21 protein-coding genes are annotated in these 24,030 nt (G+C 75.6%); 7 read left to right on the top strand and 14 right to left on the bottom strand.

Features of this window, described 5'->3' with window-relative positions; all coding sequences use genetic code 11:
- Window positions 1–658: 658 nt before the first annotated feature.
- The 7 genes from eno to FS882_RS20975 form a co-directional block, all read right to left on the bottom strand.
- Window positions 659–1,939: a phosphopyruvate hydratase gene (eno, locus tag FS882_RS09665; protein ID WP_147795774.1), complete on the bottom strand. Its 1,281-nt coding sequence runs from the start codon at window positions 1,937–1,939 to the stop codon at window positions 659–661.
- Between the two features lie 98 nt (window positions 1,940–2,037).
- Window positions 2,038–3,426, bottom strand: coding sequence for a Re/Si-specific NAD(P)(+) transhydrogenase subunit beta (gene pntB / locus FS882_RS09660; protein WP_158372860.1), 1,389 nt, complete (start codon window positions 3,424–3,426; stop codon window positions 2,038–2,040).
- Between the two features lies 1 nt (window position 3,427).
- Complete coding sequence (locus FS882_RS09655) at window positions 3,428–4,990, bottom strand: Re/Si-specific NAD(P)(+) transhydrogenase subunit alpha (protein ID WP_158372859.1); 1,563 nt, start codon at window positions 4,988–4,990, stop codon at window positions 3,428–3,430.
- 200 nt (window positions 4,991–5,190) lie between these two features.
- Entirely contained in the window at window positions 5,191–5,853 is a 663-nt protein-coding gene (locus FS882_RS09650) for a YabN family protein (RefSeq protein ID WP_262348185.1), read from the bottom strand.
- The gene (locus tag FS882_RS09645; RefSeq protein WP_158372858.1) at window positions 5,850–6,404 is read right to left on the bottom strand and encodes a hypothetical protein; all 555 of its coding nucleotides are present in this window, start codon (window positions 6,402–6,404) and stop codon (window positions 5,850–5,852) included. Before FS882_RS09645 ends, FS882_RS09650 begins: the two co-directional genes overlap by 4 nt.
- A gap of 85 nt (window positions 6,405–6,489) precedes the next feature.
- Window positions 6,490–6,687 carry a hypothetical protein gene (locus FS882_RS20980; RefSeq protein ID WP_187365245.1) on the bottom strand — a complete coding sequence of 66 codons (198 nt, stop codon included), beginning with the start codon at window positions 6,685–6,687 and terminating at the stop codon, window positions 6,490–6,492.
- 146 nt (window positions 6,688–6,833) lie between these two features.
- Window positions 6,834–7,232 (bottom strand): hypothetical protein, encoded by a 399-nt coding sequence (locus tag FS882_RS20975; RefSeq protein WP_187365244.1) that lies wholly within the window; start codon window positions 7,230–7,232, stop codon window positions 6,834–6,836.
- Between the two features lie 75 nt (window positions 7,233–7,307).
- Here FS882_RS20975 and FS882_RS09635 point away from each other — a divergent pair, with 75 nt between their 5' ends.
- Entirely contained in the window at window positions 7,308–7,550 is a 243-nt protein-coding gene (locus tag FS882_RS09635; RefSeq protein WP_158372856.1) for a hypothetical protein, read from the top strand.
- A gap of 39 nt (window positions 7,551–7,589) precedes the next feature.
- Here FS882_RS09635 and FS882_RS09630 read toward each other — a convergent pair whose 3' ends face one another.
- The 3 genes from FS882_RS09630 to mfd form a co-directional block, all read right to left on the bottom strand.
- A complete protein-coding gene (locus tag FS882_RS09630) occupies window positions 7,590–7,826 on the bottom strand; it encodes a hypothetical protein (RefSeq protein WP_158372855.1) in 237 nt (78 codons plus the stop codon).
- Between the two features lie 16 nt (window positions 7,827–7,842).
- Window positions 7,843–8,469 carry an RHS repeat-associated core domain-containing protein gene (locus FS882_RS09625; RefSeq protein WP_158372854.1) on the bottom strand — a complete coding sequence of 209 codons (627 nt, stop codon included), beginning with the start codon at window positions 8,467–8,469 and terminating at the stop codon, window positions 7,843–7,845.
- 188 nt (window positions 8,470–8,657) lie between these two features.
- Window positions 8,658–12,311, bottom strand: a complete 3,654-nt coding sequence (gene mfd, locus FS882_RS09620; protein WP_158372853.1) for a transcription-repair coupling factor — start codon at window positions 12,309–12,311, stop codon at window positions 8,658–8,660.
- Window positions 12,312–12,553: 242 nt separating this feature from the next.
- On the opposite strand from mfd, the gene FS882_RS09615 reads away from it, so the two are divergent.
- Window positions 12,554–13,948, top strand: coding sequence for an acyltransferase family protein (locus FS882_RS09615; RefSeq protein ID WP_187365243.1), 1,395 nt, complete (start codon window positions 12,554–12,556; stop codon window positions 13,946–13,948).
- Window positions 13,949–13,969: 21 nt separating this feature from the next.
- Here FS882_RS09615 and FS882_RS09610 read toward each other — a convergent pair whose 3' ends face one another.
- Both FS882_RS09610 and FS882_RS09605 read right to left on the bottom strand, forming a co-directional pair.
- Complete coding sequence (locus FS882_RS09610) at window positions 13,970–15,133, bottom strand: glycosyltransferase (RefSeq protein ID WP_158372851.1); 1,164 nt, start codon at window positions 15,131–15,133, stop codon at window positions 13,970–13,972.
- Between the two features lie 162 nt (window positions 15,134–15,295).
- The gene (locus FS882_RS09605) at window positions 15,296–16,249 is read right to left on the bottom strand and encodes a glycosyltransferase (protein WP_158372850.1); all 954 of its coding nucleotides are present in this window, start codon (window positions 16,247–16,249) and stop codon (window positions 15,296–15,298) included.
- 237 nt (window positions 16,250–16,486) lie between these two features.
- Here FS882_RS09605 and FS882_RS20970 point away from each other — a divergent pair, with 237 nt between their 5' ends.
- From FS882_RS20970 to lhgO, 4 genes are read left to right on the top strand one after another with little or no spacing between them, the layout of a single operon-like run.
- Window positions 16,487–17,335 carry a hypothetical protein gene (locus FS882_RS20970; RefSeq protein ID WP_187365242.1) on the top strand — a complete coding sequence of 283 codons (849 nt, stop codon included), beginning with the start codon at window positions 16,487–16,489 and terminating at the stop codon, window positions 17,333–17,335.
- Entirely contained in the window at window positions 17,332–18,288 is a 957-nt protein-coding gene (locus tag FS882_RS20965; RefSeq protein ID WP_187365241.1) for a glycosyltransferase family 2 protein, read from the top strand. Before FS882_RS20970 ends, FS882_RS20965 begins: the two co-directional genes overlap by 4 nt.
- Window positions 18,285–19,313 (top strand): glycosyltransferase family 2 protein, encoded by a 1,029-nt coding sequence (locus tag FS882_RS09595; RefSeq protein WP_158372849.1) that lies wholly within the window; start codon window positions 18,285–18,287, stop codon window positions 19,311–19,313. The genes FS882_RS20965 and FS882_RS09595 overlap by 4 nt, the downstream gene beginning before the upstream one ends.
- A complete protein-coding gene (gene lhgO / locus FS882_RS09590) occupies window positions 19,310–20,530 on the top strand; it encodes an L-2-hydroxyglutarate oxidase (protein ID WP_158372848.1) in 1,221 nt (406 codons plus the stop codon). The genes FS882_RS09595 and lhgO overlap by 4 nt, the downstream gene beginning before the upstream one ends.
- A gap of 134 nt (window positions 20,531–20,664) precedes the next feature.
- On the opposite strand, the gene FS882_RS20960 is transcribed toward lhgO, so the two are convergent.
- Both FS882_RS20960 and FS882_RS21365 read right to left on the bottom strand, forming a co-directional pair.
- Window positions 20,665–22,020 carry a glycosyltransferase family 2 protein gene (locus FS882_RS20960; protein ID WP_187365240.1) on the bottom strand — a complete coding sequence of 452 codons (1,356 nt, stop codon included), beginning with the start codon at window positions 22,018–22,020 and terminating at the stop codon, window positions 20,665–20,667.
- Window positions 22,017–22,856, bottom strand: coding sequence for a polysaccharide deacetylase family protein (locus FS882_RS21365; RefSeq protein WP_222848181.1), 840 nt, complete (start codon window positions 22,854–22,856; stop codon window positions 22,017–22,019). Before FS882_RS21365 ends, FS882_RS20960 begins: the two co-directional genes overlap by 4 nt.
- 349 nt (window positions 22,857–23,205) lie before the next feature.
- On the opposite strand from FS882_RS21365, the gene FS882_RS09575 reads away from it, so the two are divergent.
- Window positions 23,206–24,030 (top strand): glucose-1-phosphate cytidylyltransferase, encoded by an 825-nt coding sequence (locus FS882_RS09575; protein ID WP_158372847.1) that lies wholly within the window; start codon window positions 23,206–23,208, stop codon window positions 24,028–24,030.

Below are 24,030 nucleotides of genomic sequence, written 5' to 3'. Positions count from 1 at the left end.
GCGGTCGCCGCCCGAGCCGCCGCGGCCGCCGGGCCGGGAGCTGCTGGGCCGGCCGGCCGCCGGGCGCGGCGGGGCGGACCGGGCACGGGAGGCGCTGGGCCGCGGGGTGGCCGGGCGCGGGACGGACTGCTGCGGGGTGCCGGTGCGCGGGGTCGCGGGGGTGCGCGCCGCAGGGGTCCGTGCCGCCGGGGCGCCGGACCGGGTCGCCGGGGCGGAGGCCGACCGCGACGCGGCGGCGGAGCGGGTCGCCGGGGTGCCGCCCGAGCGCGGGGCCGGCGCTGGCGACCGCGGGACGCTCGCGGTGCGGGGGGCCGCCCTCTTCGGCGCCGGGGTGCGGGGGGCTGGGCCCCGCCCGCCGTCGCGGGTCGCGTCGTCGTCGGCGCCGGTGCGGGGCGCGGCGGGACGACGAGGGGCGGGCATGGTCCCGATTGTGCCCCGCGCACGGGCGCCGGAAGCGCAGGCGGCCCGGCCGTGTCCGCGCCCGCACACGATCCGCACAAGCCGCGGGGCGTGCCGGGGGCCGCGCGCCGCGGCCGGGTCGGGCGCGGCGGGTGCCGACCGCGCGGACGAGACGCCGACCTCGCGCCCCGGGCCCGGACGCGCCGGAGGCCGGCGACCCCGTGCGGGGTCACCGGCCTCCGGTCGAGAGCCTGGGGGCTCAGGCCTTCCAGCGGGGGAAGGCCGACAGGCCGGCGTAGCGGCCGGCGTCGTCCAGCTCCTCCTCGATGCGGAGCAGCTGGTTGTACTTGTTGATGCGCTCGCCACGGGCCGGGGCGCCGGTCTTGATCTGGCCGGCGTTGGTCGCGACGGACAGGTCGGCGATCGTGACGTCCTCGGTCTCGCCGGAGCGGTGCGAGGTCATCGTGGTGAAGCCGTTGCGCTGGGCCAGGGTGACGGCGTCCAGCGTCTCGGTCAGGGTGCCGATCTGGTTCAGCTTGACCAGCAGGGAGTTCGCGGCCTTGAGCTCGATGCCCTTGGCCAGGCGCTCCGGGTTGGTGACGAACAGGTCGTCGCCGACGATCTGCACCTTGTCGCCGACCTTGGTGACGAGCTCGGACCAGGTGCCCCACTCGTCCTCGGACAGCGGGTCCTCGATGGAGACCAGCGGGTAGTCCGCCACGAGCTGCTCGTAGAACGCGATCATCTCGGCCGGCGCGAGCGCCTTGCCCTCGAACTGGTACGCGCCGTCCTTGAAGAACTCGGTGGCGGCGACGTCCAGGGCCAGCGCGACGTCCTTGCCCGGGACGAAGCCGGCCTTCTCGATCGCGACGAGGATCAGGTCCAGCGCGGCGCGGTTCGACTCGAGGTTCGGCGCGAAGCCGCCCTCGTCGCCGAGACCGGTCGACAGGCCCTTGCTCTTCAGCACGGACTTCAGGGAGTGGTAGACCTCGGCGCCGGTGCGCAGGGCCTCGCGGAAGGTCGGGGCGCCGATCGGGGCGACCATGAACTCCTGGATGTCGACGTTGGAGTCGGCGTGCGACCCACCGTTGAGGATGTTCATCATCGGGACGGGCAGCACGTGGGCGTTCGGGCCGCCGACGTAGCGGAACAGCGGCAGGTCGGCCGAGTCGGCCGCGGCCTTCGCGACGGCGAGCGAGACGCCGAGGATCGCGTTGGCGCCGAGCTTGCCCTTGTTCGGGGTGCCGTCGAGCTCGATGAGGGCCTGGTCGACCAGGCGCTGCTCGGTGGCCTCGAAGCCGATGAGCTCCGGGGCGATCTCGTCGATGACCGCGTTGACCGCGTCCTCGACGCCCTTGCCCAGGTAGCGCGACTTGTCGCCGTCACGGCGCTCGACGGCCTCGAAGGCCCCGGTCGAGGCACCCGAGGGCACACCGGCCCGGGCGATGGTGCCGTCGTCGAGCGCGACCTCGACCTCGACAGTGGGGTTGCCGCGCGAGTCGAGGATCTCGCGGGCGCCGACGGCCTCGATGCTGGCCATGGTGCTCCTTCGTCAAACGGGTCGGTTTGCGACCTCAGCCTAGTGCGCGCCGTCCGGTGCGTCGGTGGGACCTTCGGCAACCGGACGGTGAACGCCTGTCAGAGCGCGGCGACGATGCGCTCCACCTGGTCCTTCGCGTCGCCGAACAGCATCGCCGTGTTCTCGCGGAAGAACAGCGGGTTCTGCACGCCGGCGTACCCGGTGGCCATCGACCGCTTGAACACGATCACCTGCTTGGCCTTCCACACCTCGAGGACGGGCATGCCGGCGATCGGCGAGCCCGGGTCGTCCAGCGCGGCGGGGTTCACGGTGTCGTTGGCGCCGATGACCAGGACGACGTCGGTCGAGGCCAGGTCGTCGTTGATCTCGTCCATCTCCAGGACGATGTCGTACGGCACCTTCGCCTCGGCGAGCAGGACGTTCATGTGCCCGGGCAGCCGGCCCGCGACGGGGTGCACGCCGAACCGGACCTCGACGCCCGCGGCGCGGAGCCGCGCGACCAGGTCGGCGACCGGGTACTGCGCCTTGGCGACGGCCATGCCGTAGCCCGGGGTGATGACGACGCTGGACGCGGACTTGAGCAGCTCGGCGACCTCGGCGGCCTGGATCTCGCGATGCTCGCCGACCTCGGTCGAGCCCGACGAGACGACGGTCCCGCCCTCGGCGCCGAAGCCGCCGAGGATCACGCTGACGAACGACCGGTTCATGGCGCGGCACATGATGTACGACAGGATCGCGCCGGAGGAGCCGACGAGGGCGCCGGTGACGATCAGCAGGTCGTTGTCCAGCATGAAGCCCGCGGCCGCCGCGGCCCACCCGGAGTACGAGTTGAGCATCGACACGACGACGGGCATGTCGCCGCCGCCGATCGCGGCCACGAGGTGCCAGCCGAGCGCGAGCGCGACGACGGTCATGAGCAGCAGCGGCACCAGGGACGGCGACGCCAGGAACCAGCCCAGCGCGCCGGCCGACGCCACGAGGGCGCCGAGGTTCAGCCAGTTGCGGCCGGGCAGCGTGAGCGGCGCGGACGACATCTTCGCCGACAGCTTGAGGTAGGCGACGATCGAGCCGGTGAACGTCACGGCGCCGATGAGCACGCCGAGGAACACCTCGACCAGGTGCACCGCGTCGGCGTGCGTCTCGGTCAGGTAGGAGTTGAACCCCACCAGGACGGCCGCGGCGCCGACGAACGAGTGCAGCATCGCGATCATCTCGGGCATCTGCGTCATCTCGACGGAGCGGGCCCGCCAGGTGCCGACGGCGATGCCGATGATCAGCACCAGCGCGATGAGCAGCAGGGTGACGAGCGGGCTGCGCTCGGAGACGTCGACGCTGAGCAGGACGGTGGCGACCAGCGCGAGCGCCATGCCGACCATGCCGAGCAGGTTGCCGCGGCGGGCGGTCTCCTGCTTCGACAGCCCCGCGAGGCTGAGGACGAACAGGACGGCGGCGACGAGGTACACGCCCTGGGCTGCGGAGGTGAGCATCTCAGGCCTCCTCCTTCCGGAACATCCCGATCATCCGGTAGGCCACCAGGAAGCCACCGAAGATGTTGATGGCGGCGACCGCCGCCGCGGCGAACGCGAGCGCGGAGACGACCCAGCTCTCGCTGCCGATCTGCAGCAGCGCGCCGACCAGGATGATCCCGGAGATGGCGTTGGTCTGGGCCATCAGCGGCGTGTGCAGCGAGTGGCTGACGTTCGAGATGACGTAGTAGCCGACGAACACCGCGAGCACGAACACCGTGAAGTGCCCGGCGAACGCGGCCGGCGAGAACGTGATCGCGAGGGCGAGCAGCACGGCACCGAGGGCGAGGCCGGCCATCTGGCGCTGCCCGCGGCGGCGCGCAGCCTCGCGGGCGAGCCGGGCCTGCTCGGCGGGGTCGACCGGTGCCGGCGCCGGAGCGGGCTCCGCCGCCGGCGCCGCGGACACCTGCACGGGCGGCGGCGGCCAGAGCACCTCCCCCGCCCGGGTCACGGCCATGCCGCGCTGCACCGGGTCGTCGAGGTCGAGGACCAGCGCCCCGTCCTTGCCGGGGGTGAGCAGCGTGAGCAGGTTGACGACGTTGGTGCCGAACAGCTGCGAGGTGTGCCGCGCCATCCGGCTGGTGAGGTCGGTGTAGCCGAGGATCGTCACGCCGTTCGCGGTGACGACCTTCTCCCCCGGCACGGTGAGCTCGCAGTTGCCGCCGCCGGACGCGGCCAGGTCGACGATCACCGAGCCGGGTCGCATGGCCGCGACCATCTCGGCGCTGATCGTGCGCGGCGCGGTGCCGCGGACCAGGGCCGTGGTGATGACGATGTCGGCCTTGGCCGTCTCCGCGGCGTACATCTCGGCGGTCAGCCGCTCCTGCTCGGCGGTGAGCGCGCGGGCGTAGCCGTCGGCGCTCACCTCCTGCTGGGCCGCGGCGGCCTGCACGAACGACGCGCCCATCGACTCGATCTGCTCGCCGACCTCGGGCCGCACGTCGTACGCCCGCACCTGGGCGCCGAGGCTGCCGGCGGCGCCGATCGCCGCGAGCCCCGCGACGCCCGCGCCGATGACGAACACGGTGGCCGGCGGGGTCTTGCCCGCGGCCGTGACCTGGCCGGTGAACATGCCGCCGAACTCCTCGGCGGCCTCGATGACCGCGCGGTAGCCCGCGACGTTCGACATCGTGCTGAGCACGTCGAGCGCCTGGGCCCGGGACACGCGCGGCACGGCGTCGAGGGCCAGGGCGGTGACGCCGCGGGCGGCCAGCGCCGCGACCCGCTCGGGGTGCGCGGCCGGCGCCAGCATCGACACCAGCGTCGCGCCCGGCGTCAGGGCCGCGACCTGCGCGTCGGCCGGGGCGTTCACGGTCGTCACCACGTCGCTCGCCCACACCTCGGCGGCGGCGCCGAGCGCCGCGCCCGCCTCGGCGTACGCGGCGTCGGGGAAGCTCGCGGCCTCGCCGGCGCCGTGCTCGACGACCACCTCGTAGCCCAGCTTCGCGAGCCGGCCCACGGTGGCGGGCGTGGCGGCCACGAGCCGCTCGCCCGGTCGGGCCTCCTTCGGGACGCCGATCCGCATCGACCCCTCCTCGTCCGGTGTCGCGGTGCCGCCCGCCGTCACCGGCAGGGGGCACCGGGCCGCGGGTGCACCCCGAGCCTCGCCCATCCTGGTGCCCGGGGCTCGCCGGGGGCCCGGACCTTCGGCCCGGCGCGCCGCGGTCGGGCGGGATCGGGCGGGGTCGGGCGGGGTCGGGCGGGGTCGGGCGGGGTCGGGCGCGGTCAGCCGCGCTCGGCCGCCCGCAGGTCCCGCTCCCAGGCCGCGGTCGCGCGCCGGAGCTCGCCCTCGGCGTCGAGCCCGGTGGCGCGGGCCTCCTGGACGAGCGCGAGCAGCCGGGCGCCGAGGTCGGCCGCGCCGCTGCCGGTCGCCCCCGGTGCGGGCGCGGCCTCCGCCAGCCCGGAGCGCTCCGCCCGCGCGGCGATCTTCTGCGCCCGGGCGAGCGCGCCCATCGCGAGCGGAACCCCGTCGAGCACCGACTCGCGCTGCTTCTCCTCGCGCTTGATGGCGTCCCACTGCCGGTTCACGCCGTCGGCGTCCGCCACCCGGGCGTCGCCGAACACGTGCGGGTGCCGCCGGACCAGCTTCGCGACCAGGTCGGCCGCGACGTCGTCGACGTCGAACGGCTCGGCCGGGTCCTCCTGGGCGATCCGCGCGTGGAACACCACCTGCAGCAGCAGGTCGCCGAGCTCCTCGCGCAGGTGCGCCCGGTCCCCGCCCTCGACCGCCTCCGCGACCTCGTAGGCCTCCTCGAGCACGTACGGCACGAGGGACGCGTGGGTCTGCTCGGCGTCCCACGGGCAGCCGCCCGGGGAGCGCAGGCGGTCCATCACCGCGACGAGCCGCCGCAGCGGGTCGGCGACGGCGGCGGGGTCGGCCCTTCTCACGGCGCGGGGGTCGCCGCGGTGCCGTCGGCGGAGACGATCCAGGGGTAGGCCGTCGTCCCGATGGTGCCCAGCTCGTCCGCGCTGCCGAACCGCGGGTTGACCGTGAAGTCGATCGACCCGAGGTCCTCCTGCAGGGAGGCGAGCAGCGTGTCGGCGTCGTCCGCGCTCTGCATCGCCTGGATCTCGAGCAGGTACCGCATGACCGCCACCGACGCCGGGGAGAACTCCTGGCCGGCCTCGCCGCCCGCGGCCGCCACCTGCTGGTCGAGCGCGTCCGCCGCCTGCTCGTCGGAGACCGCCACGCCCGCGTCGGCCGCCGCCGCGGCGACCGTCGGCTCCTGGACGAGCACGCCGAGGATCGCGGAGGACGTCACGCCCTGCAGCACGGGGCCGAGCTCCTGCGTCGCCGTCTCGACGTCGGAGGTCGGGATCGAACGGCCGTCGACCACCGCCGCCGCGCCGGGCCGCCCGCCGCCGCACGCGGCCAGCACGCCCGCCACCGCCAACACCCCGACGGCGGACACCGTCCGCCGGACCGTCTTCCGCGTCACCGCACACCTGGCCTCTCGTCGCTCTCCGTCGCCCGACCCGGCCCATCGTAGGGGCCGGTCGGGGTGCTGGCTGCGCCGTTCCCGCTCACCGCTCGAACGCGGACTCAGCCCGCCTTCGCCGACGTGAGCGCACCCACCCGACGATCGGGACCCCGACAGAGCCGCAACCGATGAGGGTCCATCCCACCCACGCGCCCAGTGACTCGTCCACCTGGCTGAGCGCGAACAGGAGAACCAGGCCCATCCCGGTCACGCGGAACGACCACGCCAGGGTCGGGTTCATGTGACCTCGTTCGACAGCGGAGCAGGGCGGTTCGCAGATGCCGGCACCGCTGAGTACAGCACCACGGGCACGAGCCGACAACGCGTCCGGTGCACGGTCTGCAGATCGCCCCCGCGCTGTCGGCATCACTGCAGCCGAGGCCGGCATCAGCACGGTCGCGAGACCGGCACGTGCTGGAGCCCTACGTCGTGGGTCCGTCGTCCTCGCACGAAGGAGAACTCCTGGCCGGCCTCGCCGCCCGCGGCCGCCACCTGCTGGTCGAGCGCGTCCGCCGCCTGCTCGTCGGAGACCGCCACGCCCGCGTCGGCCGCCGCCGCGGCGACCGTCGGCTCCTGGACGAGCACGCCGAGGATCGCGGAGGACGTCACGCCCTGCAGCACGGGGCCGAGCTCCTGCGTCGCCGTCTCGACGTCGGAGGTCGGGATCGAACGGCCGTCGACCACCGCCGCCGCGCCGGGCCGCCCGCCGCCGCACGCGGCCAGCACGCCCGCCACCGCCAGCACCCCGACGGCGGACACCGTCCGCCGGACCGTCTTCCGCGACACCGCACACCTGGCCTCTCGTCGCTCTCCGTCGCCCGACCGGGCCCATCGTTGGGGCCGGTCGGGGTGGGGCTGTCCGTGATCGCGACGACGTCGGCGAGCACGGGCACGACGATGGATCACGTCGTGCCGCAACGCGGGAGGAGCCCCGCCAGGGACCGGGAAGTCGAACACATCGCCAACGACGTCATCGATGGTGTATCGGCCCGTGGGGTCGACGTCGTTGATGGGGTGTTCGCCGCCTCGCGGTCAACCGGTCCGGCGAGCCGCCGGTCGCTGAACGTGATCACCACCAACCGCGAAGATCCACCAGAGCGATGACCCCCGCGAGCCGAGAACTCAGCCGACGAAGCACACGCATCAGTGCAGTTCGTCGTCACCTGACCGTTTGGGATCCTCCTGTCGATCGACGCCGCTGCTGGCCGTCTCGTGCGCGCGCTCGCGACTGCGGAGCCAGTGGATGAGCGGGAGCACGACGACTCCGCCGAAAGCGACGCTCCCACCTACCCAGTTGCCGAGAGTCTCATCGATCGGGCTGAGCACGATCTTGAGCAGCAGCCCGACGATGACCAGCGCGGCGGACCAACTCCACCTCATGCTCTTCCCCGCATCTCTAGCCGGCGATGCCAGCAGTCAGGGCGCCAGCCGCACATGCTCTGAGCCCGCTGCCCGCGTCATACCCGCCCCGCTCTCCCCAGATGTTCGAGATCGAGTCGCCGAGGTAGCCACCAATGCACCCACCGACGCATCTACCGATGGTGCGACCCGAGACTGCGCCCGGCACGTTCCCCACGAGCGTGCCGATCGCCGTGCCTGCGGCGGTGAAGAGCGCCGTCACGGCGACCCCGACGACGTCGCCGACGATGTCCGCGGTGCCGTAGAGGCCGGTCGGGTCGATGAAGTTGATGGGGTTGTTCGCTGCGTAGGCGTACCTGTTGGCGTTGGACGGGTCGAGGGGTGAATCAAGGGTGTCCATCTGGGTCCAGCGGCCTTCGCCGGCGTCGTAGTAGCGGGCGCCGTTGAGGGTCCAGCCGGTGACGCGGTCGTTGAGGCCGCCGGTGTAGGCGAACGGTGTGTAGACCTGGGCGATGGACTCCTCGGTCAGGTCGGCTACGCCGTAGGGGTCGCATTCCCAGGCGTCGGACGTGGTGTTGCTCTGGGTGATGATCGTCAGCGGAGAGCCGAGGTTGTCGTAGATGTACATCGACTGCCCGTCGAGGTTGCCGACCGCGCCGCGCATGATCAGCGGGGTTCCGTTGGCGTCGTGCTCGATGTACGCCGTGGTCGCTACTGATGCCTACCGCGCCGGGTGAAGCCGCGTCCGGCGTTCACCACGTCGTTCACCCGATCGGACGCACCCGCGACGGACGCCGACGGCGAGCACCGGCGACCCGGCGGTGGGCGCGCCGTGCCGTCGCCCCGGCCGCCTCAGCGCGCCGCCGTGCCCACCCCCGCCGCCGCGGACACGTCACCGAGCACGACCGCGTCGATCAGCTGCCGCGCCCACGACATGATCGCCTCGCCGTGCAGGGGCTTGCCGCCGATCCGCGCGGTCGTCGGGAACGGCACCAGCACGGTGCGCAGCGCGGGCTTGAGCACCGAGCCGGGGTACAGCCGCTTGAGCCGCAGCTGCGCCGACTCGGGCAGGTCGACCGGCGCGAACCGCACGAACTTGCCCTGCGCGGTGATGTCGGTGAGCCCGGCCGTGCGGGCGTGCAGCCGGAACCGGGCCACCGCGAACAGGTTGGTCACGGCCTCCGGGATCGGGCCGTACCGGTCGACGAGCTCGGCGGAGATCTCCTCGAGCGTCTGCTCGTCCGCCGCGGCCGCGAGCTTGCGGTACGCCTCCAGGCGCAACCGCTCGTGCGCGATGTAGTCGTGCGGGATGTGCGCGTCGACGGGCAGCTCGACCGTGACGTCCGGCAGCTCCTCGGGCTGGTCGCCGCGGTAGGACGCCACGGCCTCACCGACCATCCGGATGTACAGGTCGAAGCCGACGCCCTCGATGTGCCCGGACTGCTCGCCGCCGAGCATGTTGCCCGCGCCGCGGATCTCCAGGTCCTTCATCGCCACGGCCATGCCGGCGCCGAGGTCCGTGTTGGCGGCGATCGTCTGCAGCCGGTCGTGCGCGGTCTCGGTGAGCGGCTTCTCCGGCGGGTACAGGAAGTACGCGTACGCCCGCTCGCGGCCCCGGCCGACGCGCCCGCGCAGCTGGTGCAGCTGGGACAGGCCGAGCCGGTCGGCGCGCTCCAGGATCAGCGTGTTCGCGTTGGAGATGTCCAGGCCGGTCTCGACGATCGTCGTGCACACCAGGACGTCGAACCGCTTCTCCCAGAAGTCGACGATCACCTGCTCCAGCTGGTGCTCGTTCATCTTGCCGTGGGCGACCGCGATCCGGGCCTCGGGCACGAGCTCGTTGAGCCGGGCCGCGGTGCGCTCGATCGACTCGACCTTGTTGTGCACGTAGAACACCTGGCCCTCGCGCAGCAGCTCGCGGCGGATGGCGGCGGAGATCTGCTTCTCCTCCCAGGCGCCGACGAAGGTGAGCACCGGGTGCCGCTCCTCCGGCGGGGTGGCCAGGGTGGACATCTCGCGGATGCCGGTGACCGCCATCTCCAGCGTGCGCGGGATCGGGGTGGCGGACATCGCCAGCACGTCGACGTTGGTGCGCAGCGCCTTGAGCGTCTCCTTGTGCTCGACGCCGAACCGCTGCTCCTCGTCGATGATGACCAGGCCGAGGTCCTTGAACCGCACCTCGCCGGTGATGAGCCGGTGGGTGCCGATGACGACGTCGACGCTGCCGTCGCGCAGGCCGTCGACCACGGCCTCGGACTCGGCCTTGGTGTTGAACCGCGACAGCGCCTTCACGGTCACCGGGAACCCGGCGTACCGCTCGGTGAACGTGTCGAGGTGCTGCTGCACGAGCAGGGTGGTCGGCACCAGGACGGCGACCTGCTTGCCGTCCTGCACGGCCTTGAACGCCGCGCGCACCGCGATCTCGGTCTTGCCGTAGCCGACGTCTCCGCAGACCAGCCGGTCCATGGGGATCGGCTTCTCCATGTCCCGCTTGACCTCGTCGATCGTCGCCAGCTGGTCGGGCGTCTCGACGTAGGCGAACGCGTCCTCCAGCTCGCGCTGCCACGGGGTGTCCGGGCCGAACGCGTGGCCGCTGGTGGCCATCCGGGCGCTGTAGAGGCGGATGAGCTCGCCGGCGATCTCCTTGACCGCCTTGCGGGCCCGCCCCTTGGTCTTGGCCCAGTCCGAGCCGCCCATCTTGTTCAGGCTGGGCGCCTCGCCGCCGACGTACTTGGTCACCTGGTCGAGCTGGTCGGTCGGCACGAACAGCCGGTCGCCCGGCTGGCCCCGCTTGGACGACGCGTACTCGATGACCATGTACTCGCGGGTCGCGGCGGCGGCGCCCGACCCGACGGTCCGGGAGATCAGCTCCACGAACCGGCCGACGCCGTGCTGCTCGTGCACCACGAAGTCGCCCGGGCGCAGCTGCAGCGGGTCGACGACGTTACGGCGCCGGCTCGGCATCTTGCGCATGTCGCGGGTGGACGAGCCGGGGCGGCCGGTGAGGTCGGACTCGGAGAACACCGCGAGCCGCAGGTCCTCCGACACGAAGCCCGGCCCGACCTGCGCGGGCATCACGAGGACGACGCCGCCCTCGAGGTCGCCCTCGAGCTCGGGGACCAGGCGGGCGGGCACGTCGGCGGCGCGGAGCTGCTCGGCCATGCGCTGCGCGGGCCCGTGGCCCTCGGTGGCGAGCAGCAGCCGCCAGCCGTCCTGCTGCAGCCGGCGCACGTCGGCGACGGCCCGGTCGACCTCCCCGCGGTACCGCTCGACGTCCCGGGCCGCGACGACGACCGTCTCGACGCCGTCGTCGCTGCTGCGGACGTCGTCGGCGGCCGCGGTGCCGTCCGCCGCGTCGACGGCGTCCGCGTCCAGCGTGAACGGGCTCAGCGTCCACCAGCCCAGGCCGCGCACGGCCGCGAGCGCCCGCACCTCGGCGAACGACGCGAACGAGGCGGCGGACAGGTCGAGCGGCGTCGCGGCGCCGGCGGCGGCCGAGGTCCACGCGGCCTGCAGGAACTCCTCGGTCGTGGCGACGAGGTCGTGCGCCCGGCGCCGCACCCGCTCGGGGTCGGCGAGCACGAGCAGCGCGTCGTCCGGCACCAGGTCGAGCACCGGGACCATGTCGCCGACGAGCGCCGGGGCCAGCGACTCCATGCCCTCGACGGCGATGCCCTGCGCGAGCTTGTCGAGCATGTCCACCGCGCCGGGCAGCCGCTCCACCAGGGACGCGGCGCGCTCGCGCACCTCGTCGGTCAGCAGGATCTCCCGGCACGGCGGCGCCCACAGGCCGTGGCTCGCGACCTCGAGGCTGCGCTGGTCGGCGACGGAGAACCAGCGGATCTCCTCGACGTCCTCGCCCCAGAACTCGATGCGCAGCGGGTGGTCCTCGGTCGGCGGGAACACGTCGAGGATGCCGCCGCGCACCGCGAACTCGCCGCGGCGTTCGACCATGTCGACCCGGCTGTAGGCGGCGGCGACCAGCCGCTCGGCGACGTCGGACAGGTCGGCCCGCTGGCCCACGTCCAGGGAGACGGGCTCCAGCTCGCCGAGCCCGGCCACGACGGGCTGGAGCAGCGCGCGCACGGGCATGACGAGGACCCGGATCGGCCCGGTGTGGCCGGGCTCGGGGTCCGGGTGCGCGAGTCGGCGGAACACGGCCAGCCGGCGCGCGACGGTGTCGCTGCGGGGCGAGAGCCGCTCGTGCGGCAGCGTCTCCCAGGACGGGAGCACGGCCACGTCGTCGTCCGGCAGGTAGCAGCGCAGGGCGGCGGCCGTCTCGTCCGCGTCGCGGCCGGTGGCGGTGACGACGACGAGCGGGCGGCCGGGGCGCTTGCCCCCGGTGGCGGGGGCGTCGCCGCGGGCGCCGGTCAGCGCGGCCAGCAGGGGCGGGCGGATGCCGGCGGGCCCGACGACGTCGACCTCGCCGCGGGACGGGACGAGGGAGACGGCGCGCGCGACGGCGGGGTCGGTGAGGAGGACGGGCAGCAGTCCGGCGACGTTCATGGGTTCCTTCCGGGGTGCCGGCGGCGGGGCGCGGTCAGCACGAGAACCCCGGATCCAGCGGATCCGGGGTCGTAGGCGTCCACTGTACGAGCGACCACCGACACACTCACCCGGACGGTCGCACCCCTCTTGACATGATCTGCACCCTTTGTCCTAATTTGCACCGCAACGACAGGCCTGCCGCGGGGCTCCCGCGCAGCCGCGACCAGCCCCGGCCGACGACTGCCACCCCGGAGGGCGATGTGACGGGTACGACCGCGCGCGAGGACGCCGTGCCCGTGCTCTGGAGCCTGAACGGGCTGCGGGCGGCCGGCGCGCTGCTCGTGATGCTCTACCACGTCAACCTCTGGAACCTGCAGGTGATCCGCGGATCCAGCGCGTTCAACACCGGCGTCGGCCTGTTCTTCGTGCTCTCCGGCCTGGTGCTGACGTGGACCACGCGGCCGGGCACGAGCCTGCGGGCCTTCTACACGCGGCGGGCCGCACGGATCTACCCCAACCACCTCGTGACCTACCTGCTCGGCCTGGCGGTGACGGTCCTGCTGGTCGGGTCGGCGATCAGCCCGGCGACCGCGCTCGCCGGGCTGTTCCTCCTCCAGTCCTGGTCGCCCGACAACACCACCGTGTTCGCCGTCAACGCCGTGACGTGGTCCCTGTCCTGCGAGATCGCGTTCTACGCCGCCTTCCCCGGGATGCTGTGGGCCCTGCGCCGCATGACGGCGCGCACCCGCGCCGTCGTCGCCGCGGTCGCGCTGCTCATCCCGCCGGCGGTCGGCGTGGTGTGGCCGGCGACCATCCCCCTCCTGTTCCACCTCCCCCTGAGCCGCCTCCCGGAGTTCCTGCTCGGCATGGTCGTGGCGCTCGCGGTGCGCGACGGCTGGCAGCCTCGCCTTCCCGCGCCGGTGTGGCTCGGCGGCCTGGCCGTCGGCGTGCTCGGCGCGGCGGCGGTGGAGGTGCACCCGACCGTGCTCACGGCTGTCCTGGCGGCGCTGTTCGCCCCCCTCGCCGCGCGGTGCGCCCAGGGCGACGTCGCCGGCCGCAACGGCTGGGCCCGGCACCCCGTCGTCAAGCTCGCGGGCGCGCTGTCGTTCTCCTTCTACCTGCTGCACGAGCTCGTGATCCGCACGCTCCTGCTCACGCCGCTGCGCGGGTGGGCGACCGTCCCGCTGGTGCTCGGCGTCTCGGCGGCGCTCGCCTTCCTCCTCTGGCGCTGCGTCGAGCTGCCCGGCCGGGCGCGCATCCTCGCGGCCGCGAGCCCGACGCCCGCGGGGGCGCACGAGACGCGCGCGTCGCGTGCCCGGCACGGACGGGCTCGCCGGACGGCGTGGTCGGGGACGCCGGCAGCCGTCGGCCGGGACGGGGCCCGCGGGGCGCCGCAGCCGCCCGCCCTCGACCCCGCCCCGGAGCGGCCGGCGCTGCCCGGGCCGACCCGGGGCGCGCCGAGCCGGGCGCCGGCGGCGGGAGTGGCGTCGGCGGTCACGATCGCCGCGGTGGCCGCCGTGGCACGCGGCGCCGGGTGGACCCCGCCGGCCGCGCCACCACCGCGCGCCGACCAGCCGGGACGCACCGCACCCGGCTGGACGCCGCCGCCGGCACCCGGCCGGGGCTCCCGCGCGGCCGTGACCCGGCGTCCCTGACGCCCGCCCCGCGCGACGGGGTCAGGACGCCGTGCGCCGGCGACGCAGACCCGCGCTCGCCCAGAGGTCGAGCGCGGAGCCGCGGGCGCCCTGGTCCTGGTCGCCGGTGCGGCCACGCGCGGGGCCGACCGCAGCGGCCGGGGGCGGCGAGGGCAGCGGCGTCGCGGGGACGGAGTCGCGCGTGACCAGCGCGACGGGCGCCGCCGAGCGCGGCGCACCCGCGCCCCCGGGGACGTCGCCGGCGGCGGAGCGTGGCGGCACCCGCACAGGCACCCGGCGCAGCCGGAGCAGCTCCCGGTGCCGGGCTAGCGCGGCGTGCGCCGGCAGGAGCACGGACGGCCGGGCGCCGCGCACCTCGGCCCAGGCCAGCAGCAGCGCACGACCGACCAGCCGGACCAGGACCGGCAGCGCCGCGGGGGCGGGCTCACGGGCGTGCCGGTCGAGGTAGGCGGCGCCCCGGCCGTGCGCGCGCGCCCGCGCCGCCAGCGCCCCGCGGCCGAGCGCACCGGAGGGGAGGTGGCGCACCACCGGGACGCCCGCGACGGCGGCCTCGCGGAAGCCCGCGCCGACGGCGTCGCGCCGCAGCGCGACGTCCGCGGTGTACGGGTAGCGGGCGGTGCCGAGCGCCTCGTCGAAGCCCACCGCCTCGAACACGGCGCGCGTCGCCGCCATGCTCACCCCCGAGAACCCGTGCCCGACGACGGGCGGGTCGGGCACGACGTCGAGGTACGCCGCCGCGTCCGCGTCGGCGAGCCTGACCGGCCCGTCGGACGCCGGGACCACGGCGCCGGCGACCAGGTCGGCCCGGCCGGCCCGCAGCGGCGCCGTCATCGCCCTGACCCAGCCGCTCGGCACCCGCGCGTCCGGCTCGGTGAACAGCAGGTACCGCCCCCGGGCGGCGGCGACGCCGATGTTCCGGGCGCGTCCGCCGCTGACCCCTGGCGCCGCCACGACCCGGACGCGCGGGTCGGCCGCGACGCCCGCCGGGAGCGGCGCGACGTCGTGCAGGACGAGCACCAGCTCGCCGCCGAGCCGGTCGCCGCGGAGCGCGGCCCCGCGCCGCTCCCGCGCGGCGTCGCCGAGCGAGGCGAGCGTGCACGTGATCGACGGGGCGAGGCCCGGTTCGTCGCCGCGCGCCACGACCACGACCGACACGTCCGCACGGGCCGGCACGGTCCCGGACACGACTCACCTCCGTCGAACCCCGGCGGCCGCCGGGGAGGTCGTATCGTCGCAAACCGCCACGAGGCACGGCGAGCCGCGTCACCCGGTCGCAGCAGCGGGAGCACCCGCACGCGGACGGCGCCGCGACGGCCCGGCCTCCCCGACCCCGCCCCGGAGGCACGGTCAGTGCGCCGGGATCGCCTCCAGCGCCACCGCGTCGGGCGGGTACGGGGCGGGGTCCGGCAACCCGCCGAACGCGTAGCCGACGCCGAAGCCGGTGGTCCAGGACAACCGCGCCACGTCCCCCCGGCCGCGCAGCCGCAGGAGGTCCCCGCCCACCAGCACCGCGCGCCGGGCCACGCGGGCGGGCCACGCACGCCGCGCGCGCGGCGGCGGAGCAGCCTCTGCCTCGCCGGCCACCCGCGCGAGCAGGTCCCGGGCGGCACCGAACCGCGCCGCCAGCCACCGCTGGCCCATGCCGGAGTTCCGCCCCTGCCGCCAGGCGCCGCGGACGCCCTGCCGCAGCCGCATGTGCACCACCGCCTCCGGCTGGAACGCGAGCCTCTCGCCGCCGAGCTGAGCGCGCCAGCAGAGGTCGGTGTCCTGGAGGAACCGGGCCGCGGGGTCGAAGCCGCCGAGGCGGTCGAACACGTCGCGCCGCACGCCGAGGTTGCTGGAGCTCGCCGCGGGCAGCCACGGCAGCGGCTCGCTGTACTGCAGGCCCCGCTGCTGCGGCAGCGCGCGCGACGCCTGGTCGGCGTCGGTGTTGAGGCGCGCCCACTCGAGCCGTCCGGCCACGAGCGCCGCCCCCGCGAGCGCGCGGTGCAGCGCGTCCGCCCACCCCGGCGCGACGACGTCGTCCGCGTCGCAGAACAGCAGCGAGCGCCCGCGCGCCTCGGTCACGGCGGCGTTGCGCGCGGCGCCCGCCCCGCGGACGGCGGACGCGTCGACGTAGCGGAGACCGGGGAGCCAGCCGCGGGCCTCCCGGACGACCCGGGCCGTGTCGTCGCTCGACCCGTTGTCGGCGACCAGCACCTCCCAGGCCGCGTCCGGCCGCTGCGCGGCGAGCGCCCGCAGCTGGTGCGGCAGCGTGCGCGCGGCGTTCCGCGCCGCGATCACGACCGAGATCTCCACCATCAGTGCCCCCAACTGGGTGAAATCGGGACGATCCACCCATAGCAGACCACACGCTCGCCGCCGGCGCAGCACCGGGACCGGTCGGCCCCGGTGCCGGTCGAATGGGTGGATATGTCCGATTTCACCCAGTTGCAGGTACCTCCGGCGCCCGGCCTCGACCTAGGGTCCATCCGTGCCCCTCGCCCTGTTCCGCGCCCCCGCTCCCGGCGTCCCCGCCGCCACCGGGGCGGCGTCCTGATGCGCCGCCACGCCTACATCCTCGCGGCGGACCCCACGTACCTCGCCGCGAGCGTCCGGGCGTACTACCCGGTCGTCGACCGCATCGTCGTGTCGTACGACCGCGGTCACCGGTCCTGGGCGGGCCAGCACCTGCCGGGCGAGGAGGCCATCGCCCAGGTGAAGGCCGTGGACGTCGACGGCAAGTGCGTCCTCGCGCCCGGCGACTACTCGGACCCCGACGGACCGGTGCTCGACGTGGAGACCCACCAGCGTCAGACGGCGCTCGACCAGGCCTCCGAGGGGGCGGACTGGGTGCTCACGCTGGACACCGACGAGGTGATCCGCCGCCTGGACCCGTTCCTCGGCGCGCTGGGCCGCGCCGAGGACGCGGGCGCGGACGCGCTGCACTACCCGGCGCGGTGGCTGTACAACCGGGTGGGCGAGGACCTGTTCCTCGAGACCAGCACGCGGTGGGGCCGCACCGTGACCCACTACCCGGGTCCGCTCGCGGTCCGCGCCGGCACCCGGCTGGACCACTGCCGGCAGACGCTGGCTCCGCACTACCGGGTCGACATCCGCCCGTGGAACGCCGACCCGTACCACCCGCGGGGGACGCTCGTGCACGAGGTCGTGCACCCGCGCGACGCGGTCATGCACTTCTCCTGGGTCCGGGACGACGCGGCGATGCGTGCGAAGTTCGCCTGGTCCGGCCACGCCGACCAGTACGCCGAGCCGACGGTGTACCGGCACTGGGTGTGGCGCACCCAGCACCCGCGCCTCGCCGCAGCCGCCTCGGTCCTGCGCCGGCACGACCGCGACCGGTACCGCGTGCTCCACCTGCCCGGCGCCCCGGAGGCGCGGGTATGACGACCCCGACGCGCCCGCGGGTGAGCGTCGTCGTGCCGACCAACCGCCGGTCGCCCTACCTGCCCGACGCGCTCGCGTCGGTGCGCGACCAGCAGTTCACCGACTGGGAGGTCGTGGTGGTCGGCGACGGGGTGGCCGACCGCGCGGGGCTCGAGGGGACCGTCCGCGACGTCCTGGGCGCGCACCGCGCCACCGTCCTGCACGTGCCACCCCGGGGTGTCTCCGTCGCCCGCAACGCCGGGACGGCCGTCGCACGGGGGGAGCTGATCGCGTACCTCGACGACGACGACGTGTGGCACCCCGAGCGGCTCGCCCGCCAGGTGGCCCGGCTCGACGCAGATCCTGCGGCGACGGCGTGCTCGAGCGACGGCTGGGTCGTCGACCAGGACGGCGAGCGCCTCGACGAGCCCTGGCCGCTCACCCGCGGCAGCCGGCTGGACCTCCTGAGCGGGCGGGTGGACATCCCCCGGATCGTGACGCTGCTGTTCCGCCGGGACGAGGTGCAGGCGATCGGGGGCTTCCACCCCGCGTTCCGGGTCGGCGAGGACAACGAGCTGATCCTCCGGGCGCTGCTGCTCGGCCGGTTCGTCGCGGTGCCGGAGGCGCTCGTGGGCTACCGCCGGCACGCCGGCGGGGTCAGCGCGACGATCCGCGCCGAGGACGATCCCGGTGAGCAGATCATCACGCTGACGCTCGACGGCGCACGCCGTGCCGGGGACGCGGCCGCGGTCGCCGCCCTGGAGCAGAACCTGCGCCGGTTCCGTGCGCGCTCCGCGGCGTCCTCCGCCCGGACCGCCCGCGCACGGGCCCGCGCGCGGGACTGGGGCGCCGCCGGGCTGGCCGGCGCCGCCGCCCTGCGCCGGTCGCCGGCCGTGGCCGCGCACACCCTTCTGCTCGGCAGGCCCCCCGCCGCGCGACCGACCCCGCCCACCCCCGCGAGGAGCACCGCATGACCCCGACCGTGAGCGTCGTCGTGGCGACGTACGGCAGACCGGACCACGTCGAGACCTGCCTGCGGCACCTGGCCGCGCTGCGGACGGCGCCGTCGGAGATCGTCGTGGTCGACGGGTCGCCGGACGACCGGACCCGTGAGGTGGTGGCGCAGCACCCCGGCGTCGTCTACCTGCGCAACGACCTCGGCCGGGGCAAGCTCCCCGAGTCGCGCCAGATCGGGGAGCGCGCCACCACCGGGGACGTCCTGGCGTTCCTGGACGACGACGCGTTCGCCGAGCCCGAGTGGCTGGACGAGCTCGTGCTGCCGTACGCCGACCCGGAGGTCGTGGCGGTCGGCGGTCGGGCGCGCAACGGCATCCCGGGCGAGGAGTCCATCGGGCTCGGCTCGGTCGGGCGGTTCCTGCCGGACGGCACGTTGACCGGCAACTTCGCGGCGGACCCGGGCCGCGTGATCGGGGTGGACCACATCCTCGGCGCCAACATGTCGTTCCGCCGCACGGCGCTGGACGCGATCGGCGGCATCCGGGGCGACTACCCCGGCACCTGCCTGTGCGAGGAGTCGGACATCTCGCTGCGGCTGCGCGCCGCCGGAGGCCGGCTCGTCTACGCCCCGCGCGCGGTGGTCGAGCACATCGCCGCGCCGTACGGGATCGGCGGCCAGCGGTTCGACCGGCGCTACCAGTTCTACGCGCGGCGCAACCACGTGGTGCTGCTCGCGCGCAACTACGGGTTCGGTGCGCCCGTGCTGCGCCGCTACCTCGTCACCGCCCTGAAGGCGCAGGTCGGTGCGGTGCGCTCCGCCGGTCGGCGCGCGCTCGGTCGCCCGGGCCCCGACGGCAGCCGCCCGACGACCCGCGAGCGCCTCATGGCGCCGGCGGTCGCCACCCGGGTCGGCGCCGACCTCGCCGGCCTGGTCGCCGGGTTCCCCGCAGCGGCGCGCGCCCGGCGGCAGGACCGGCTGGACGGTGTGGCGACCCCGGACCCCACCCGCCGCGCGGTCGTCCCGGCGAGGGCCGCGGCATGAGCCACGTCGTCGTCGTCGGGTCGGGCATCGTCGGGCTGGCGGTGGCGGCCCGGCTCGCCGCGCGCGGCGACGAGGTCACCGTCCTGGAGAAGGAGGACGGCCTGGCGCTGCACCAGACCGGCCGGAACTCCGGGGTCGTCCACTCGGGCCTGTACTACGCGCCCGGCAGCCTCAAGGCGACGATGGCCGCGGCGGGCGCGCGCTCGATGGTCGACTACGCCCGCGCGAAGGGCGTGCCGGTCGAGGTGTGCGGGAAGCTCGTCGTCGCCACCTCGGACGCGGAGGTGCCGCAGCTCGAGAAGCTCGCCGGCCGCGCCGCGGCCAACGGCGTGCCCGCGCGCCGCCTCAGCCCCACGGAGGCGCGCGAGTACGAGCCGCACGTCCGCGCGGTCGCGGCCCTGCGGGTCGAGAGCACCGGCATCGTCGACTACCCCGGCGTGTGCCGGGCGCTCGCCGCGGACGTCGAGGCAGCGGGCGGCCGGATCCTGTTCGGCGAGGAGGTCCTCGCCGCTCGCACCGTCCCCGACGCCCCCGGCGCACCCGGCCGGGTCGAGATCCGCACGTCGCACGCCGACCGGGAGGCCGACGCCCTGGTGGTCTGCGCCGGGCTGCACGCCGACCGGCTCGCCCGCGCGTGCGGGCTGGAGCCCGAGGCGCGGATCGTGCCGTTCCGCGGCGAGTACTTCGAGCTCACCCCCGAGGCCGGGGCGCAGGTCCGCGGCCTGATCTACCCGGTGCCCGACCCGCGGTTCCCGTTCCTCGGCGTGCACCTCACCCGCGGCATCGAGGGGCACGTGCACGCCGGGCCGAACGCGGTGCTCGCGCTCGCCCGCGAGGGGTACACCTGGACCGACGTCTCGCCGCGCGACCTCGCCGACAGCCTGGCGTGGCCCGGGCTGTGGCGGCTCGCCGCGCGCAACCTGGTCCCCGGCGCCGCCGAGGTCGGCCGGTCGCTGTCGCGGCGCGCCTTCGCCCGGAGCCTGTCGCGGCTGGTCCCGGGGATCTCCGCGGCCGACCTGGCGCCCGCCCCCGCCGGGGTGCGTGCGCAGGCGCTGCGCCGCGACGGCGGGCTCGTCGACGACTTCCTGCTGCAGGGCGAGGGCCGGCAGGTGCACGTGCTGAACGCCCCGTCGCCCGCGGCCACGGCGTCGCTGGAGATCGCGCGGCACATCGTCGACCAGCTCGACGCGGCGGTGCCGGCGGCGCACACGGCCTGACGCGGGCAGCACCGGCGGCGCACCCGGGCGGCCCCGCTCGCACAGCGATGGACCGTCGCGGGTGGGGCACCTCGCGCGGGCGCGCGCGGGTGCGGCGCCGGGCCGCGAGGGGGGCGCGGGCCCGGCGCCGCGGCTCAGGCGGCGCCCTGCCGCCGGGACGTCGCGGCCGCGGGCCCCGGCACGACGGACGGGGCCGGCGCGGGCACGGACGTCCCCGCACGGGGCGCGGCGGCAGCGGGTGCGGCGGCACCGGGCGCGGCGGCACCGGGCGCGGCGGCACCGGGTGCGGCGGCACCGGGTGCGGCGGCACCGGGCGCCGACGCCACGCCGGGCGCCCGCACCGGCGCCGGCGGGTCGACGCGGCCGAAGGCGTACCCGACGCCCCAGCCGACGTCCCACGACCAGCGCCCGAGGTCGCCGAGCGAGCGCACGCGCAGCAGGTCGCCGCCCGTCGCCGCGAGCCGGCGGGCCGCGCGCGCGGCGCCCGGCCGGTGCGGGCCACCGCCCGTCGCCGCGAGGCCCGCCCCGGTGAGACCGGCGCCGGTGAGCGCCGCGCCGGCCGCGAGCTGACCCGCCGGGACCAGGCCGCCGGCGAGCGCCGGGTCCGCCATCGCCATGCCGACGGCCGCGCCCGCGAACGCCGCGCCCGCGAGCGAGCCCGCCGCCCGGCCGGCGCCGCCCTGGTCCGCCGCGGCGGGCACACCAGCCGGCACGCCGGCCGCCACCCCCGCAGCCGCGAGGGCCCGCAGCCGGTCCTCCTGCTCCCGGTACCGCAGCGCGAGCCAGCGCTCACCCGTGCCGTAGTGGTAGCCCTGCTGCGCCGAGGACCACACGCTCCCGCGCAGCCGCACGTGCAGCACGGCCTCCGGCACCCAGGTCAGCGGCACCCCGGCGAGCTGCACCCGCCAGCACAGGTCGGTGTCCTCCAGGAACAGGCAGCCGGGGTCGAACCCGCCGACCGCGCGGAACAGGTCCGCGCGGATGCCCATGTTCCCGGCCCCGGCGGCGTGCAGCCCGGGCAGCCGGGTCGACTCCTGCAGCCCCGCCGTCTGGGGGACGGTGCGCGACCGGAGCACGCGCGGCGTGTTCAGCCGCTCGCCGTCGAACCGGCCGGCGACGAACGCGTGCGTGCGCAGGGCGGTCCGCATCGCGACGAGCCAGCCGTCGCCGACGACGTCGTCCGCGTCGCAGAACGCGACCAGCGGGGCGCGCGCGACGGACACGCCGACGTTGCGGGCGGCGCCCGCGCCGCGGGTGGCGGAGGCGTCGACGACCCGGACGGGCAGCCGGTCCGCGTAGGAACGGGCGAGGTCCGCGGTGCCGTCGGTGGAGCCGTTGTCCGCGACGACCAGCTCCCAGCCGAACGGCGCGCACTGCGCCGCGAGCGCGTCGAGCTGCTCGCCGAGGGTGGCCTCGGCGTCGAAGGCGGCGATGACGACGGTGAGCTCGACGCCCGCGGGGCGCGCGACGCCGTCCCGGAGCCCGGTCACGACATCAGCTCCCGGAACACGGTCCGGACCCGGGGGTACCGGGCCAGGAGGCCGCCGACGGTGTCGAACGACCAGCCCGCTTCGAGCAGCGGGTCGACCAGCGCGGCGGTGACCGCGGCCCGGTCGAACCGGGGCAGCTCCTCGCCGGCGCCGAGCGTCTCGGGGTCCGCCCGGGTGTCGTGCAGCAGCAGGATGCCCCCGGGGTGCAGCGCCGCGCGGGCGCGGTCCGCGACGTCCTGGACGGGTGCGTCGACCCAGTCCTGCGCCCAGCCGGACCAGATGACGACGTCGAGCCCGGAGCGAGTCCAGCCCCGCAGCGACCCGGGCCGGTGCGCCCCGTACGGCGGGCGGAACAGCGTGACGGGCACGCCGGCCACCGCCTCGACGCGGTGCCGGGCGTCGGCGACCACGCGGACCGCCTCGGCGTCCGGCAGCCGGTTGAGCCGGCCGTGGTCCGGGCCGTGCAGGGCGAGCTCGTGGCCCTCGGCGACGAGGCGACGCACCAGGTCCGGGTGCGCCTCGGCGGCGTCCGCCAGGACGAAGAAGGTGGCGCGCAGGCCGCGGTCGGCGAGCACGTCGAGCAGGCCGGGCGTGTGGTCGGGGTGCGGGCCGTCGTCGTACGTCAGGGCCGCGACCGCGTCGGCGGTGTGCACGCACGCCGTGGGCGCGAGGCCGCGGAGCAGCGGCCGGGCGAGGCGCAGCGCGGCCCGGTCGGGCAGCGGACGTGGCGCGGGTGCCCCGAACTCCCCGAGGTCCCGCCGCAGGACCAGGATCTCCCCCGGGACCCGCGGTGCGGGACGGGCACCCCGGTGCAGCGCCGGCTTCTCGACGACCATCGACCTTCCCCCCTCGCATCCGTCCGGCGTCCCCGCAGGCGGGCCCGCCGGACGACAGTGTGCTCGCACCACCAGGCCCGGTTTGTCCGATTTGGGGCTTTTCACCCGAACGCTCGACAGGTTTCGCCCCACCGCCCCCGGACGGCCCGCGCGGCGCCCCCGCCGAGCCGGCCCACGGAGCGGGCGTGGGCCACCCGGGGGACCCCACCCCACCCCGGCGGACCCAGGGGGGTGATATGTCCGGTTTTCACCCGTTAGTACCTGTCTGGCATGAAATGCCCGGACTAGCCTCGGGGCTGCCGCGGCGCGATCGCGGCGCCATCCCACACCCCCCGTCCGAGGAGGAGCCATGACCGCAGGCGACCTGTCGCCCGCCGACATCCCGGTGGTGATCCTGTGCGGCGGCATGGGGACGCGTCTCCGCGAGGCCAGCGAGAAGCTGCCCAAGCCGCTGGTCGACATCGGCGGCCGGCCGATCCTCTGGCACATCATGAAGACGTACAGCGAGCACGGCTTCCGCCGGTTCGTGCTGGCGCTCGGGTACAAGAGCGACCTGATCAAGCAGTACTTCCTGGACTACCGGCACCTGACGTCGGACTTCACGCTGCACCTGGGCGGCGACGGCACGGGGTCCGAGCCCGTCTTCCACGGCACCGCCGCCAAGGAGGACTGGGAGATCACGTTCGTCGAGACGGGGCTGACCACGGCCACCGCCGCGCGCATCCGCCGGGTCGCCCAGCACCTCGACGCCGACCGGTTCGCGCTCACCTACGGCGACGGCATCGGCGACGTGGACATCACGGGCGCCCTCCGGCACCACGTCGAGCAGGGCCTGCTCGGGACGCTCACCGGCGTGCACCCGTCCAGCCGCTACGGCGAGATGCGCGTCGAGGGCGACACGGTCGTCGAGTTCAACGAGAAGCCGACGCTCGCCGACGGCTGGGTCAACGGCGGGTTCTTCCTCTTCGAGCGGGAGTTCGTCGACAAGTACCTCGACGACGACCCGGCGGTGATGCTCGAGAGCGCGCCGCTGCAGCAGCTCGCGCGGGACCGGCAGCTGTCGGTCTACGAGCACGAGGGCTTCTGGATGGGCATGGACACGTTCCGTGACTGGACGGAGCTGAACGGACTGTGGGACGCAGGTCGCGCCCCCTGGAAGATCTGGGAGGACTGA

This window comes from Cellulosimicrobium cellulans, assembly GCF_007679345.1.
Classification (GTDB): domain Bacteria; phylum Actinomycetota; class Actinomycetes; order Actinomycetales; family Cellulomonadaceae; genus Cellulomonas; species Cellulomonas cellulans_A.
Note: the sequence above shows the minus strand (reverse complement) of the source record. Positions and strands in the feature narration are given on the sequence as shown.

Coding starts and splice junctions, on each gene's coding strand:
- FS882_RS09595 (WP_158372849.1), top strand. CDS start 18,285: ATGACCCCGACCGTGAGCGTCGTCGTGGCGACGTACGGCAGACCGGAC.
- pntB (WP_158372860.1), bottom strand. CDS start 3,426: ATGCTCACCTCCGCAGCCCAGGGCGTGTACCTCGTCGCCGCCGTCCTG.
- FS882_RS20965 (WP_187365241.1), top strand. CDS start 17,332: ATGACGACCCCGACGCGCCCGCGGGTGAGCGTCGTCGTGCCGACCAAC.
- mfd (WP_158372853.1), bottom strand. CDS start 12,311: ATGAACGTCGCCGGACTGCTGCCCGTCCTCCTCACCGACCCCGCCGTC.
- FS882_RS21365 (WP_222848181.1), bottom strand. CDS start 22,856: ATGGTCGTCGAGAAGCCGGCGCTGCACCGGGGTGCCCGTCCCGCACCG.
- FS882_RS20970 (WP_187365242.1), top strand. CDS start 16,487: ATGCGCCGCCACGCCTACATCCTCGCGGCGGACCCCACGTACCTCGCC.
- FS882_RS09630 (WP_158372855.1), bottom strand. CDS start 7,826: ATGAGGTGGAGTTGGTCCGCCGCGCTGGTCATCGTCGGGCTGCTGCTC.
- FS882_RS09605 (WP_158372850.1), bottom strand. CDS start 16,249: ATGGTGGAGATCTCGGTCGTGATCGCGGCGCGGAACGCCGCGCGCACG.
- eno (WP_147795774.1), bottom strand. CDS start 1,939: ATGGCCAGCATCGAGGCCGTCGGCGCCCGCGAGATCCTCGACTCGCGC.
- FS882_RS09625 (WP_158372854.1), bottom strand. CDS start 8,469: ATGCGCGGCGCGGTCGGCAACCTCGACGGGCAGTCGATGTACATCTAC.
- FS882_RS20980 (WP_187365245.1), bottom strand. CDS start 6,687: ATGAACCCGACCCTGGCGTGGTCGTTCCGCGTGACCGGGATGGGCCTG.
- FS882_RS09575 (WP_158372847.1), top strand. CDS start 23,206: ATGACCGCAGGCGACCTGTCGCCCGCCGACATCCCGGTGGTGATCCTG.
- lhgO (WP_158372848.1), top strand. CDS start 19,310: ATGAGCCACGTCGTCGTCGTCGGGTCGGGCATCGTCGGGCTGGCGGTG.
- FS882_RS09655 (WP_158372859.1), bottom strand. CDS start 4,990: ATGCGGATCGGCGTCCCGAAGGAGGCCCGACCGGGCGAGCGGCTCGTG.